At 68.8% G+C, this 14,042-nt stretch carries 11 protein-coding genes; all 11 read right to left on the minus strand.

The features are described from left to right. The 11 genes from FJM51_RS00620 to FJM51_RS00670 all read right to left on the minus strand — a co-directional run bounded on the left by FJM51_RS00620 (position 1) and on the right by FJM51_RS00670 (position 14,029). Positions 1 to 1,248, minus strand: coding sequence for an MFS transporter (locus FJM51_RS00620; protein WP_140452166.1), 1,248 nt, complete (start codon positions 1,246 to 1,248; stop codon positions 1 to 3). Between the two features lie 368 nt (positions 1,249 to 1,616). After that, complete coding sequence (locus tag FJM51_RS00625) at positions 1,617 to 2,555, minus strand: 2-hydroxyacid dehydrogenase (protein WP_140452167.1); 939 nt, start codon at positions 2,553 to 2,555, stop codon at positions 1,617 to 1,619. A gap of 8 nt (positions 2,556 to 2,563) precedes the next feature. Next, positions 2,564 to 3,703, minus strand: a complete 1,140-nt coding sequence (rodA, locus tag FJM51_RS00630; RefSeq protein ID WP_140452168.1) for a rod shape-determining protein RodA — start codon at positions 3,701 to 3,703, stop codon at positions 2,564 to 2,566. Further along, complete coding sequence (gene mrdA / locus FJM51_RS00635; RefSeq protein WP_140452169.1) at positions 3,700 to 5,622, minus strand: penicillin-binding protein 2; 1,923 nt, start codon at positions 5,620 to 5,622, stop codon at positions 3,700 to 3,702. The genes rodA and mrdA overlap by 4 nt, the downstream gene beginning before the upstream one ends. Then, positions 5,619 to 6,116 carry a rod shape-determining protein MreD gene (locus tag FJM51_RS00640; RefSeq protein WP_140452170.1) on the minus strand — a complete coding sequence of 166 codons (498 nt, stop codon included), beginning with the start codon at positions 6,114 to 6,116 and terminating at the stop codon, positions 5,619 to 5,621. The genes mrdA and FJM51_RS00640 overlap by 4 nt, the downstream gene beginning before the upstream one ends. Beyond that, complete coding sequence (gene mreC, locus FJM51_RS00645; RefSeq protein WP_233712918.1) at positions 6,113 to 7,033, minus strand: rod shape-determining protein MreC; 921 nt, start codon at positions 7,031 to 7,033, stop codon at positions 6,113 to 6,115. Before mreC ends, FJM51_RS00640 begins: the two co-directional genes overlap by 4 nt. Before the next feature lie 67 nt (positions 7,034 to 7,100). Continuing rightward, the gene (locus tag FJM51_RS00650; protein ID WP_140452171.1) at positions 7,101 to 8,129 is read right to left on the minus strand and encodes a rod shape-determining protein; all 1,029 of its coding nucleotides are present in this window, start codon (positions 8,127 to 8,129) and stop codon (positions 7,101 to 7,103) included. A gap of 179 nt (positions 8,130 to 8,308) precedes the next feature. Continuing rightward, the gene (locus FJM51_RS00655) at positions 8,309 to 9,955 is read right to left on the minus strand and encodes an ATP-dependent nuclease (RefSeq protein WP_140452172.1); all 1,647 of its coding nucleotides are present in this window, start codon (positions 9,953 to 9,955) and stop codon (positions 8,309 to 8,311) included. 79 nt (positions 9,956 to 10,034) lie between these two features. Continuing rightward, a complete protein-coding gene (locus FJM51_RS00660; RefSeq protein WP_140452173.1) occupies positions 10,035 to 11,612 on the minus strand; it encodes a 2-isopropylmalate synthase in 1,578 nt (525 codons plus the stop codon). A 430-nt stretch (positions 11,613 to 12,042) separates the two neighbouring features. Next, positions 12,043 to 12,831, minus strand: a complete 789-nt coding sequence (gene rlmB, locus FJM51_RS00665) for a 23S rRNA (guanosine(2251)-2'-O)-methyltransferase RlmB (RefSeq protein ID WP_140452174.1) — start codon at positions 12,829 to 12,831, stop codon at positions 12,043 to 12,045. A gap of 109 nt (positions 12,832 to 12,940) precedes the next feature. Then, positions 12,941 to 14,029, minus strand: coding sequence for a LacI family DNA-binding transcriptional regulator (locus tag FJM51_RS00670; protein WP_140452175.1), 1,089 nt, complete (start codon positions 14,027 to 14,029; stop codon positions 12,941 to 12,943). Between the last annotated feature and the right edge of the window lie 13 nt (positions 14,030 to 14,042).

The raw sequence follows: 14,042 nt of genomic DNA on the forward strand, positions 1-14,042 counted from the left end.
TCAGGCGCGCGGCGGCGCCCGGCGCGCCTCCGGCGAGAGCACGAGCCAGATGAGCGCCCCGCCCGCGAGCGCGAGCATCGGGATCATCGCGAGATTGACCGCGTGCCAGCCCTGGACCGGGTCGCCCGCGACGCAGTTCATCAGCCCGCCCGAGGCGAGCGAGGCGAGGCCCACCATCGCGAAGACCGCGAAATCGTTCATCCCCTGCGCCCGCCCGCGCTCCTCCGGGCGATAGGCGGTGGCGAGCATGGTCGTCGCGCCGATGAAGCCGAAGTTCCAGCCGAGCCCGAGCAGGACGAGCGCCGCGAAGAACCGCGGGAGTTCGACCCCGCTCAGCCCCATCGCGCCGGCGCCGGCGAGGATCAGGAGCCCGATGGCAACGATCCGCTCGGCGCCGAACCGCGCGATCAGCGCGCCGGTGAAGAAGGAGGGCACGAACATCGCGAGCACATGCGCGCTCACCACGTCGGCGGCGTTCGCCGTCGTGAAGCCGCAGCCGACGATGGCGAGCGGGGTCGAGGTCATCACGAGGTTCATGAGCGCGTAGGAGACCATCGCGCAGATCATCGCGACCACGATCCTCGGCTCGCGCAGCAGTTCACCATAGCTCCGCGCGCGGGGCGCGTCGGGACGCGGCGGCGCGGGACGGGGGCTGTCGAGCAGCCGGAACACCCAGACGCCGGCGAGATTGAGCAGGATCGCCGCGACATAGGCGCCCGCGAAGGGGACGGGCGCGAGCGCGTCGCTGAAATGGCGCACGATCTGCGGCCCGACGATGGCCGAGGCGAGACCCGCGGCCATGGTCCAGGAGATCGCCTTCGGCCGGAAGCTCTCGCTCGCCCCGTCCGAGGCGGCGAATCGGTAGAAGCCCTGGGCGGACATGTAGACCCCGACCAGCGCCGAGCCGAGCAGGAAGAGCGCGAAGGAGCCGAGCACGAGGCCGAGCGCGCAGAAGGCGGCGCCGAGCCCGCCCCCGAGCGCGCCGAGCGCGAAACCGAGCCGCCGCCCCCGCCGCTGCATCAGGTTGGCGAGCAGCGGCGCGGTCAGCATCGAGCCGAAGACGGTGAGCGAGACCGGCAGCGTCGAAAGGCAGCGGCTCGGGCTCAGCATCTGCCCGGCGAGCCCGCCGAGGATGAAATGCACCGGCATCTGGCTGCCGAGCACGACCTGCGCCGCGGCGAGAACCGCGACGTTGCGCCGCGCGCGGCGATCGTCGATCCGGGGCGGGGGGGAGGTCGGCGCGTCCATGCCACCTCCTAGCGCGCGCCCGGGCCGTTTCCAAGCCGCGAGAAGGGCCCTCCGGGCGGGGGCGCCGCGTCGGGCGTTCCGTGCGTGGCAAGGCCGTGCCCGCGGCGCGCTTCGGGACCTTCGCCTCTCAGGGCGCCCCACCGGAACCGCCGCGCCGCGCCCGCCGGCTGTTCGGGCCGCCGGGTGCCCGGCCCGTCCGCGGCTGGCTTCTTCCCCCGTTTCATATGGGCATGAAATCTATCGGGCAGTCCGCGCCGGCCCGAAGGGCCGGAGCGAGGGGCCCCGCCAACAGGCGGGGAGAAACCGACTCCGGCCAAAGGGCCGTCCACCGTGCCCGCCGGAGGCGGGCGCGCCCAGCGCCCCCGCGCTCAGTACCCCTGCGCCCTGTCCACGCGGTAGAGCAGCGCCTCGCCGTCCTGATCGCGGCGGATGTTGAGCGCGATCGTCTCGGAGGCGGTGTCGGCGCGCGTCTCGGCGCCCACATGCGGTGTGACCGTGATCCGGGGATGGCGCCAGAACGGATGTTCGGGCGGGAGCGGCTCGACGCGGAAGACGTCGAGCGTCGCATGGGCGAGTTGGCCCTCGTCGAGCGCGTCGATCAGCGCCTGGTCGTTCACGACGCCGCCCCGGCCCGGATTGATGAGGAAGGCGCCGCGCGGCAGCATGGCGAGCGTGCGCCGGTTCAGCAGGTTCTCCGTCGCGGCGGTGCCCGGCAGGAGCGAGATCAGGATCTCGGTTCGCGCCAGCAGCGCCTCGAGCCCTTCCTCGCCGGAATGGGCGGGGATCCGGCTCTCCTCCCTCGGGCGGCGGCTCCAGCCCTCGACCTGGAAGCCGAGATCGCCGAGCGCCAGCGCGACGTCGCCGCCGAGCGCGCCGAGACCGAGGATCCCGACGCGCCGGTCGCGCGCCAGCGGCGGCACCACCTCGTTGCGCCAGACCCCGTCCTGGCCGAGGATATGCGCGTCCATGCCGAGGTGGTAGCGCAGCACGTGCCCGGTCACGTATTCGATCATGCCCTGTGTCAGGCTCGGATCGACCATCCGGCAGAGCGGCGCGGTCAGCGTCGGATTGCCGAGCGCGCGTTCCACCCCGGCCCAGAGGCTGAGGACGGCGCGCAGCTTCGGGAAGCCGGCGTAATCGGTCACCGGCCCCTCCGGGTGCCAGATCACGTATTCGGCGCCCCCCGCCGCTTCGGGATCGCGGATCAGCGCGATCTCGAGCTCCTCGGTCTCGAAGGCGCGTTCCAGATGGGGGATGTATTCCGCCGCGACCGCCTCGGGCGCGGAGATCAGTACCTCGATCGGCATGTTTCGTGTCAGCCTCTCTCGCGTGGCCTGTGGACATGCGCGCTCTGCGCGAGGCCGAAGGCGGCGAGCAGGACCAGCATCGCCGATCCCCCGTAGGAGACCAGCGGCAGCGGCACGCCGACCACCGGCATCAGGCCCATGACCATAGCCATGTTGACGGCGAAGAACAGGAAGAAAGTCGCGCCGATCCCGCCGGTCAGGAGCGCGCCGAACCGGTCGCGGTTGGCGATCGCGCTCTGGACGCAGAAGAGGATGACGAGCGTGAAGAGGATGAGAAGCGCCAGCGTGCCGAGAAAGCCGAATTCCTCGGCGAGCGTCGTGAAGATGAAGTCCGTGTGCTTCTCGGGCAGGAAATTGAGCCGGCTCTGCGTGCCCTGCATGAAGCCGCGCCCCGCGAGCCCGCCGGAGCCGAGCGCGATTTTGGCCTGGGTGATGTGATAGCCGGTGCCGAGCGGGTCCCGGCCCGGGTCGAGGAAGGTGTCGATCCGGTTGAACTGGTAGTCGCGCAGGAGCTGCCAGTCGGTGCCGCGCGATCTCAGCACCAGCGTGACGAGCCCGGCGGCGGCGGCGGCGGCGGTCGCGAAATACCAGATCGAGACGCCGGCGAGGAACATGACCGCCGCGCCTCCGGCGAGCAGCATGATCGAGGTGCCGAGGTCGGGCTGCGTCATGACGAGCGCGACCGGCGCGAGGATGAGCGCGAGCGGCGGGACCATCCAGAGCGGGCGCGAGACCTTGCCCGGATCGAGCCGGGCGTAATAGGCGGCGAGTACCATCACGAGCGAGATCTTCATCATCTCCGAGGGCTGGAGCACGATGAAGCCGAGGTTGATCCAGCGCTGCGCGCCCATGCCGACATGGCCCGCCGCCTCGACATAGAGGAGCAGCGCGAAGGAGCCGAGATAGGCGAGCGGCGAGACGAGCTTCCAGAAGCGGATGTCGATCATCGCGATCACCAGCATCACGCAGAGCCCGAGCGCGAAGCGGATCATCTGCGCCCGCGCCCAGGGATCGAGGGAGCCGCCGGCGACGGAATAGAGCATCATGAAGCCCATGCCCGCCACCGCGGAGAGCAGCAGGACCAGCGGCCAGTGCACCGCGAGGAGCTTCGCCGCGCCGCGGGGGGCGCCCGTGCCGCGCGCGCTCATGCGCGGTCCCGCGTCCCGGCGGCGGGCGGCGCGGCCTCGGCGGCGGGCATCCGCGCGCGTTGCTCCCCGATCGACTTGCGCTGCTCGGGCGGATAGGCCTCGAGCGGCGGCTCGCCGCCGCAGAGCGCGTAAAGCAGGATGTCGCGCGCGATCGGCGCCGCGACCGCCGAGCCGCCGCCGCCATGCTCGACGATCTGCGCGATCGCGTAGCGCGGCTTGTCATAGGGCGCGAAGGCGATGAAGAGCGCGTGGTCGCGCCGGTTCCAGGGCAGTTGCTCGTTCTTCGTGACGCCGCGGGCGCGTTCCGCGGCGGTGATGACGCGGACCTGGCTCGTCCCGGTCTTGCCGGCCATCAGCATCGCCGGATCCGCGATGCGCGAACGATAGGCCGTGCCCTCGTTCGAGACGGCGAACATGCCGTTCCGCACCGCCTCGAGATGGCGCGGGTCGAGGCCGAGCGATTTCGGCGGCTCGAAGGGCAGGTCCACGCCGCCGATCGCCCTGACGAGGCGCGGCGCCACCTCGGTCCCGGTCGCGACGCGCGCCGCCATCACCGCGAGCTGGAGCGGCGAGGCGAGCGTGTAGCCCTGGCCGATCCCGTAGTTGAAACTGTCGCCCACGGTCCAGCTTTCCTTCCGCGTCTCGGCCTTCCAGGCGCGGTCGGGCATCAGCCCGGCGGTGACGGCGGGCAGCGGCAGGTCGTGGCGGTAACCGAGGCCGAGGCGGCGCGCCATCGCGGCGATCGCATCGGCCCCGGTCCGCCGCGCGACCTCGTAGTAGTAGCAGTCGCAGGATTGCGACAGGCTCTTGCGCAGGTCGACCGAGCCGTGGCCGCCGTGCTTCCAGCAATGGAAGCGGCGGTTGCCGAGCTGGGTGAACCCGGCGCAATGCACCCGGTCGCCCGGCGCGATCGTCCCCGCGGCGAGCGCCGCGAGCGCCACGACAGGCTTGAAGGTCGAGCCGGGGGGATAGGCGCCCGCCACCGTCTTCGCCGCGAGCGGGCGGTATTCGTCCTCGAGCAGGCTGTTCCATTCCGCGACGCCGATGCCGAAGACGAAGCTGTTCGGATCGAAGCCGGGGGCGGAGGCGAGCGCGACGATGTCGCCGTTCGTCACGTCGATCACCGCCGCCGCGGCGCTCTCGCCCTCCATTCGCCGCATCGCATAGCTCTGCAGCCCCTCGTCGAGGGTGAGCGCGACGTCCTGGCCCGGCGTGCCCTCGGCCCGGCCGAGTTCGCGCATCACCCGGCCGGCGGCCGAGACCTCGATCCGGAGCGTGCCCGCCTCTCCCCGGAGCGTGTCCTCCATCCGCTGCTCGACCCCGGTCTTGCCGATCTGGAACCGCGGGATCCGCAGCACCGGGTCGGGATCCTCGATCTTCGCGAGATCGCTCTCCGAGACCGGCCCGACATAGCCCACCACATGCCCGGTATCGCGGCCGAGCGGATAGGAACGGCTGAGCCCGACCTCGGCGACGACGCCCGGCAGGACGGGGGCGTTGGCCGAGATCCGCGCGACATCCTCCCAGGTCAGATGCTCGGCGATCACCACGGGCACGAAGGCGCTGTGCGTCGCGATCTCGCGCAGCGCGCGCTCGCGCGTCTCGGCGTCGATCGGGATGATCCGGCCGAGCCGGTCGAGGATCGCCGGCGGGTCGCCGGCCTGTTCGCGCACGAGTGAGACGCGGTAGTTGCGCCGGTTGATCGCGAGCGGCACGCCGGCGCGGTCGGTGATCGTGCCGCGCGCCGGCGGGATCAGGCGCAGGTTGATGCGGTTCTCGTCGGCCAGCATCGCGTAATGCTCGTGCTGGCGCACCTGCAGGTCGCGCATCCGCCAGCCGAGCACGCCGACGACGCCGAGCTGGACCCCGAGCAGCATCAGCGCCCGCCGCGTGATCCGGGGGGGCGGCGCCGCGCTCATCGCGTCCCGCTCCGCGCCGGGCGCTGGCCGAGCAGCCAGCCGACCCCGAGCGCGACGAAGGGATAGGCGAGCACCGTCGCGACGACATGGCCGCGCAGCGCGGCGAGGCCGGGGCCGAGGGTGAGCCGCTCGGCCAGCGCCGTCGCGAGAATCGTCGCCGCGAAGGCCGCGGCCGCGAACAGCCATTCGCGGGGCGGGGACCAGCCGCGCGCGGCCCCGTCCGGGGCGCGGAAGATCTCGCTGGCGATCAGCAGCCCGAGCGCGCCGAGGCCCGGCGGGCGCGACAGCATCAGATCGGCGAGGAGGCCGAGCCCGACGATGACCGCCGCGGGCGCCGCGTCGGGCGCGCGCGCGACGAAGGCGAGCACGAGGCACCAGAGCAGATCCGGCATCGCCGCGCCGCTGCCGGGCGCGACGGGCACGAGCGGCGCGTGGATCGCGACGATCCCGAGGAGCGGGAGCAGCGCGCGGCGGGACCAGCGACCGGACCTCATCGTCCGGTCTCCGCGGCGGCGGTGTGCGCGTTCTCGGACGCCGCCGGCGCCTCCGGTTGGCGCGGCCCGATCAGTCCGCCGGGCTCGGTCACCATCGGGACCGGCGCGCGGCGCAGCAGCCGGACGAAGGCGAGCCCGGCGTAATCCGCCGCCAGCCCGACCCGCGGCCGCCCGTCCGCGGTCCGCGTGACCCTGCCGACCAGCACGTCGGCGGGGAAGATCCCGCCGTCGCCCGAGGTCACGACGCGGTCGCCCGGATGGATCGCCTCGGCCTGGTCGAGGAAGTCGAGCACCGGCGCGCCGGTCATGTCGCCGCTCAGGATCGCGCGCCCGCCGGAGGGCAGGATCGTGACCGGCACCCGGCTCGAGGAATCGGTCAGGAGCAGCACCCGGGCCGAGCGTTCCGCGACGCCCGCGACGCGCCCGACCAGCCCGAGCCCGTCGACCGCCGCCGCGCCGTCGCCCACCCCGTCCGCCGTTCCGACGTTGATCGTGACCGAGCGCTGGAACGGCCCGCCCGCGTCGGCCATCACCTCGGCGGTGACGAAGCTGATCCGGGGATTGAGCCGCACGCGGTTGAGCGCCAGCAGCCGCGCGTTCTTCTGCTCGAGCTGCAGCGCCATTTCGCGCCAGCCCTGCATCCGCTGAAGCTCGCGCCGGAGCTCCTCGTTCTGCTCGTGCACCCGCGCGTAGGAGCGCAGGTCGGAGACCATCCGCGTCGCGGAGGCGAGGGGGCGGATCGTCCAGTCGAAACTCGGCGCGAAGGCGTCGATGAGGCTGGCGCGGAACTGCTCGACACGGAGGTTGTCGACGCGCCAGAGCAGGAACAGGCCGATCATCAGCGCCGCCGCGATCCCGAGCAGGATCCGCCGCAACCCGCGCAGATAATCCGGTGATGCCTGTTTCTGGAGCGCCACGCCAATCCTGCCTCAGCGGAGGCCTCGCGTCGGGAGCGGCCGGGGCGACCCGCCGTTCCCGCCGCGCTCAGCCACCGAAGTCTATCACATGGGAAAGCTGCTTTTCAAATTCCAGCGACTTGCCGGTGCCGATCGCGACGCAGTTGAGCGAGTCGTCCGCCACCGTGATCGCAAGCCCCGTCTGCTCGCGGAGCGCGAGGTCGAGATCGCCGAGCAGCGCGCCGCCGCCCGTCAGGATCACGCCCCGGTCGACGATGTCCGCCGCGAGATCGGGCGGCGTCTGCTCGAGCGCGACCATCACCGCCTCGACCATCGTATGCACCGCCTCCGCCAGCGCCTCGGCGATCTGGCCCTGGCTGATCTCGATCTCCTTCGGCACGCCGTTCAGCAGGTCGCGCCCGCGCACCTCCATCCGCTCGCCCCGGCCATCGTCGGGCATGCGCGCGGTGCCGATCGTCATCTTGATCTTCTCGGCGGTCGACTCGCCCACGAGGAGATTGTGATGCCGGCGCAGGTAGCTCACGATCGCCTCGTCCATCCGGTCGCCGCCGACGCGGACGGAGCGCGCATAGACCACGTCGCCGAGCGAGAGCACCGCGACCTCGGTCGTGCCGCCGCCGATGTCGACGACCATGTTGCCGGTCGGCTCGGTGATCGGCAGGCCGGCGCCGATGGCCGCGGCGATCGGCTCCGAGATGAGCCCGGCCTTGCGCGCGCCCGCGGCCATCATGCTCTCGCGGATCGCGCGCTTCTCGACCGGGGTGGCGCCGTGAGGGACGCAGCAGATGATCTTCGGCTTGCCCCATCCGCGGCGATGCACCTTGCGGATGAAGTACTTGATCATCTCCTCGGCGACGTCGAAATCGGCGATCACCCCGTCGCGCATCGGCCGGATCGCCTGGATCGAGCCCGGCGTGCGGCCGAGCATCAGCTTCGCATCCTCGCCGACCGCGAGCACGGTCTTCTTGCCGTCCTTCACGTGGAAGGCGACGACCGAGGGCTCGTTCAGCACGATGCCCTTGCCCTTGACGTAGATGAGCGTGTTCGCCGTGCCGAGGTCGATCGCCATATCGGAGGAAAACCAGCCGCCAAACATCCGTGATCCGCCTTCGCCTGCCTCGGGAGTGTTCTCGTTGGCCGCCTTGGGCGCGGCTCATCCGCTTATAGGGGGCGGGCGCGAGGGGCGTAAAGCGGGGAGGGGGCCGATGGGCGCCGCGGCGCGGGCGAGATACAACTTTCGCGCGAGTGTGTGGCGTGGGCGCAACGGCGTCGGATCTAGGGCATTCCACTACGAGTTGGGTCGCCAATCCAGCGTACAATTCTGTTCAAGAATTCCCAAACATCATCTTCGCCAGGTTGAACGTACGCCGGATCTGCGGGATCGCTCCCCAGCATCTCAAGAGCTGCTACCGACCAATCGGTCTTCTTCCCCGGTATCCGCAGGTGAGGGAGCCAGCTTTCAAGTTCTCCATTGGGCACCGGAAATATTCCATAGTGTTCAAGATCAGTAAATAAACGTAGAGCAGCGTCACGATCTTGGGCATCAAGGCAATTGACGCCGCCATCTGTTTTCATATTTCGTCCTGAATTCTCAAATACCGACCTAATGGAAGATCGTAGTTGACCATAGCCATTATGGAGAGCTTCCGGGATGTTGGCCGCCTTCATCCAATTTGTCCAATTTTGCCCGCCGTCCGTCACAATGTCGATGTCAGAGATGGCCGCCGCCGGAACGCCAAATTCCCTTAGAGGACCCATAATATCCCTAATGGTATGCTTATTTTGAGCATTTACGAATAAAATTGAGGGTAAATTCATTATTTTGTTAGAAAGTCGATAATATATTTCAGCATAAAATGCTCTGTCATTATCAGACTCACATATCACTACCCCGTCGTGAAACAGGCCTGATATGACATTAGAACTGCGTATGAGGGGACGACGAAAGAAGTTTTTTAATCGGATAGGATCAAGGGTTCGACCCCGTGACTTTCCGTCGGAGAATTCTAATCTTACAACACGAACCGCCGGCGAACCCTGCACGCAACCTAGAAGAAAATCGGCGCTATGGGTGGATGCCACCATCGTAGCGGCCCGTTCGCTTATTAACGCTGCCAGACTTTTTCCTAGTTTTCGTGCCAGCGGAGGATGAAGAAATGCCTCTGGCTCATCAACTAGTACCGTATGGTACTCTCCGGAGCAGACTGCCGTCACAATGCCTGTGAAAGCCTGAACGCCATCGCTGGTCTCTTTGATGTGAAGTGCATTCTTGTAAAATTCCCGCATTTTTACATTGAGAGACTGTTCATCTTTTGGCGGTTTGACTCGCGAAAGGCGGATGCGCATCTGTCCGAGATTGGTTGGATCAATAACGAACCACATGCCAAATGCGTCTTTGATGATTTGGCGCACCTTGCGCCGTACTTCATCGTTGACAAAGAGGTTTGTCAGAATATTCTGTGGTGCGCGAAGAATATCCCCGGCGCTTCGATCGCTTGTCAGATCAAATCGTGATCTTCCATCCAAAAGCGTAACGCCCCAGCGATAGTAATATCTTGCCATCCAAGATGCATTGGCCGCTCCCGCAGCAGTATAATATAATTCCTCTCTGTTTACTTGCGTGTAATCTTGTTCACCAGATAGACTTATACCGCCTAAAATAACATAACCTGCTCGTACATTACTTGGGGAAAAGATCGACATCTTTTCCAATGTGCTATCAATCTCGCCTGACGACGGCCAATGAAGCGAAAATTCTTTTAGCAACATTCTTTTTCGATCAGTGTCTGCGTACAGACTTGCAATTTCGCGAAGAATTAAACTCTTACCAGCATTATTTGGCCCAACAAAGATCGTTACTCCATTCATCGGAAGATGTATGTCGTCGTTTTCGGTAAACTGTAATGTGATGGATTCTAGCAATTAATTTAATCTTTCGAACCGGCGGTCGGGATCGACGCAGAATAAGCTTGGCCCCGGCTCATCACCGGGGCCGCCGCCCTCACACCACCACGGCCTCCGGCGCGGTCTTCGTCCGCCGCACCATCAGCCGGTTCACCGCGTTCACATAGGCGCGGACCGAGGCGACGATCGTGTCGGTGTGCGCCGACTGGCCCGTGGAGATCTTGCCGTCCTCCTCGAGCCGCACGCTCACCGTGGCCTGCGCGTCGGTGCCCTCGGTCACCGCGTGCACCTGATAGAGGTTGAGCCGCGCCTCGTGGGGCACGAGCTTGCGAACCGCGTTGAAGGCCGCGTCCACCGGGCCGTCGCCGGTCGTCTCGGCGCGATGCTCCACCCCGTCGATCGTGAGCACGAGATCGGCGGTCTGCGGCCCCTCGGTGCCGCAGATCACGCGGAGCGACTTCACCTGGATCCGGTCGTTCGCCGCGTTGGTGCCGGTGTCCTGCATGAGCGCGATCAGGTCGTCGTCGTAGACTTCCTTCTTGCGGTCGGCGAGTTCCTTGAAGCGCACGAAGACGTCGGCCAACTGGTTGTCACCGACCTCGTAGCCGAGTTCGCGCAGCTTGGAGCGGAGCGCCGCGCGGCCCGAATGCTTGCCCATGACGAGCGAGGTGGCGTTGAGCCCCACGTCCTCCGGCCGCATGATCTCGAAGGTCTCGGCGTTCTTCAGCATGCCGTCCTGGTGGATGCCGCTCTCGTGCGCGAAGGCGTTCTTGCCGACGATCGCCTTGTTGTACTGCACCGGGAAGCCGGAGACGGTCGCGACCACGCGGCTCGCGTTCATGATCTTCGTCGTGTCGACGCCGGTCGAGTAGGGCATGATGTCGTGCCGGACCTTCATCGCCATCACGACTTCCTCGAGCGCGGTATTGCCCGCCCGCTCGCCGAGGCCGTTGATCGTGCATTCGATCTGGCGCGCCCCGGCCTCGACCGCGGCGAGGGAGTTCGCCGTCGCCATGCCGAGGTCGTTGTGGCAATGGGTCGAGAAGACCACCTCGTCGGCGCCCGGCACGCTCTCGATGAGCATCCGGATCAGCGCCGCGCTCTCGCGGGGCGCGGTGTAGCCGACCGTGTCGGGGATGTTGATCGTGGTGGCGCCCGCCTTGATCGCGATCTCGACCACGCGGCGGAGATAGTCGTGCTCCGTCCGCGTCGCATCCATCGGCGACCACTGCACGTTGTCGCAGAGGTTGCGGGCGTGCGTCACCGTGTCGTGGATCCGCTCGGCCATCTGGTCCATGTCGAGATTCGGGATCGCGCGATGCAGCGGCGAGGTGCCGATGAAGGTGTGGATGCGCGGCCGCCTCGCGTGGCGCACGGCTTCCCAGCAGCGGTCGATATCGGCGAAATTCGCGCGGGCGAGGCCGCAGATCACCGCGTTCCGCGCGACCGAGGCGATGCGCGAGACCGCCTCGAAATCGCCCTCCGAGGCGATCGGGAAACCCGCCTCGATGATGTCGACGCCCATCTCGTCGAGCAGCGTGGCGATCTGGAGCTTCTCCTCGAGCGTCATCGTCGCGCCCGGCGACTGCTCGCCGTCGCGCAGCGTAGTGTCGAAGATGAGGACGCGGTTCCGGGTGTCGCTGGAATCGCTGGCGGGGGTACGGGCTTCGGTCATGCCGGTGCTCCTTTTGGGAGGTCGTCTCGGATCTGTGGTTTGCTTCGCGGCGCCGGGGTCTCGATATCCTCTGAGCGCGCGCGCCGACCGGGCGTGCTCAGAGGCCGCTAAGCAGCAGAAGGAGGGCGCCCCGGGCATGGCCCGCGCCTTCGAGTCCTTCCGAGATCCATCCCATCCGCGTCATGGGCGCGGACTATAGGCGGGGCGGCCGGCGGTTGAAAGGGTGAAAATCGCCCCCGCGTGGACTGCGTCGCCGGGCGCGGACGCGCGACCAAAAAAAGCGCCCGGAAAATCGCCCGGGCGCGAAGTCGGAACGAGGGACAGTGAGACGAGGCAGGGCAGTTCCAAGGCACGCTGCCTCACCACCCGATGTAGGATGCGCCGGCTTCCCTTAAAGGGGAGTGAAGCAAACGTGATCGCGGGGAGAGCTTTACTTCGCCCGGCCCCGCGTCGCGGCGTAGAGCGCGACCGCCGCCGCGTTCGAGACGTTGAGCGAGCCGAAGGCTCCCGCGGCCGGGATCCGCGCCAGGCGGTGGCAGAGCTTCGTCGTGAGTTCCCGCATCCCCGGCCCCTCGGCGCCGAGCACGAGCGCGAGCGGCTGGCGCTCCAGCCCCGCCACCGCCGCGTCGAGCGTGAGTTCCGCCGCGCCGTCGAGGCCGATGACCGCGTAGCCCATTTCGGTCAGCGCGCCGATCGCATTGGCGAGGTTCGGCACGCGCAGGTAGGGCTGGCGCTCCAGCGCGCCGGAGGCGGTCTTGGCGAGCGCGCCGGTCTCGGGCGCCGAATGCCGGTGCGGCGCGATCACCGCCCGCGCGCCGAAGACCTCCGCCGAGCGCAGCACCGCGCCGACGTTGTGCGGATCCGTCACCCGGTCGAGGAGCAGCACGACCGGCGCCCCCTCCCTCGGCGCGCAGACCTCCGAGACCGAGCCCCAGTCGAGCGGCTCGACCTCGAGCGCCGCGCCCTGGTGGACCGAGGCGGGATCGAGCGGCGCGTCGAAGCGGCGCGGATCGGCGATCCGGGGCTCCATCCCGCTCGCGGCGATCTCGGGGCCGAGCTTGTCGGCGGCGTTGCGCGTCAGGACGAGCTGGCGCCGCTTGCGGCCGGGGTTGGCGAGCGCGTCGCGCACCGCGTGCAGGCCGAAGAGCCAGACGCTTCCGCCCGCGTCCGCGCGCCGCGCCCGTTCCTTCTCGATCGTCCAGGCGGGTTTCTTCGCCACTCTGCCCTCGCTCCGCGCAAGCGGTCCCCGGTGCGGGCCATGCCGGCCCCGGCGACGCGGATAGCAAGTCCGCGGGGGCGGATGCAAGGAGAGCGGGCGGGACCGGCCCTCAGGCGGCCGGAAGCGGCGGGGGCGCCGGCCGGGCGGTCGACCGCCTGACGGCGAGTTCGAACGGAAGGGCCAGGTGCCGGACGGGTCCGCCCTCGAGCACGATGCGCGTGGCGGCGCGGCCCTTCTCGAAGGCCGGCGTCCGCGCGACGGAGAGCGGTGGGCCGGAGCGCTCCTCCTCCTCGGCCCCCACGCCGAAGCTGATCACCGACAGCGCGGCGGGCACGTCGATGCCGCGCCCGCGGGCCTCCTCGAGCACGGCGAGCCCGAGATGCCCGGACAGGCAGATGATCCCGGTGGCGGCGGGCGCGCGGTCGAACAGGAGGGCGAGGCCGCCCCGCGCCAGCGCCTGCTCGCGCGTGAAGCCCGAGGCTTCGATGATCGGCACGTCGTCCATCGAGAGCCCCGCCGCGTGGACCGCGTCCGCGATCCCGGAGAGGCGGGCGGAGGTGGTGTAGCGGAAGCGCTCCCCCAGGATCCGCTCCGCGCAGACGGAGTCGTGGCGCACCGAGGGCCGGTCGTCGTAGAGCGGGGCGACGATGGCGAGGCGGCGATGGCCGAGTTCCAGCAGATGCCGCGCCGCGAGCCTGCCGCCCGCCCGGTCCTCGGCGCGGACCGAACTCACTTCCGGCCCGGCGTCGTGATCGACCACCACGGCGGGCAGGCCGCGGCTGAGGACGGGGAGGAGGGATCCGGCCTGCTCGGCGCCCAGGATGACGAACCCGTCGACGAGGGCGGAGCGCGCGCCGCATGTCCGGCTTCCGTCCGCGCCGGAGATGATCGAGAGGGCGATGCCCCGCTCCTCGCAGAGGCTCGCCGCGCCGGCGAGGAAGCGCCGGACCGACGCGTTCTCGAGCGCGTTCGAGATCCCCGCCGCGCCGGGGAGCACGACCCCGAGCGCGTTCATCCTGCCGGAACTCAGCATCCGCCCCCTGGGATCCGGGCCGCGGTAGCCGAGGTCGCGCACCGCCTTCTCGACCCGCGCGCGGAGCGCGGGCATCAGCAGTTCCGGCCGGTTGAAGGCATTCGAGACCGTCGCCTTCGATACGCCCGCGGCCTCGGCCACGTCCTGCATGGTAACGGTCTTCATCGGCGGGTCCCGC

The sequence above is a fragment of the Amaricoccus solimangrovi genome, from assembly GCF_006385685.1.
GTDB lineage: Bacteria > Pseudomonadota > Alphaproteobacteria > Rhodobacterales > Rhodobacteraceae > Amaricoccus > Amaricoccus solimangrovi.

Excerpts from the sequence above, each read along its gene's own strand:
- rodA (WP_140452168.1), bottom strand. The coding sequence starts at position 3,703 with ATGAGCGCGCGCGGCACGGGCGCCCCCCGCGGCGCGGCGAAGCTCCTC.
- FJM51_RS00620 (WP_140452166.1), bottom strand. The coding sequence starts at position 1,248 with ATGGACGCGCCGACCTCCCCCCCGCCCCGGATCGACGATCGCCGCGCG.
- mrdA (WP_140452169.1), bottom strand. The coding sequence starts at position 5,622 with ATGAGCGCGGCGCCGCCCCCCCGGATCACGCGGCGGGCGCTGATGCTG.
- FJM51_RS00650 (WP_140452171.1), bottom strand. The coding sequence starts at position 8,129 with ATGTTTGGCGGCTGGTTTTCCTCCGATATGGCGATCGACCTCGGCACG.
- FJM51_RS00625 (WP_140452167.1), bottom strand. The coding sequence starts at position 2,555 with ATGCCGATCGAGGTACTGATCTCCGCGCCCGAGGCGGTCGCGGCGGAA.
- FJM51_RS00670 (WP_140452175.1), bottom strand. The coding sequence starts at position 14,029 with ATGAAGACCGTTACCATGCAGGACGTGGCCGAGGCCGCGGGCGTATCG.
- FJM51_RS00660 (WP_140452173.1), bottom strand. The coding sequence starts at position 11,612 with ATGACCGAAGCCCGTACCCCCGCCAGCGATTCCAGCGACACCCGGAAC.
- FJM51_RS00640 (WP_140452170.1), bottom strand. The coding sequence starts at position 6,116 with ATGAGGTCCGGTCGCTGGTCCCGCCGCGCGCTGCTCCCGCTCCTCGGG.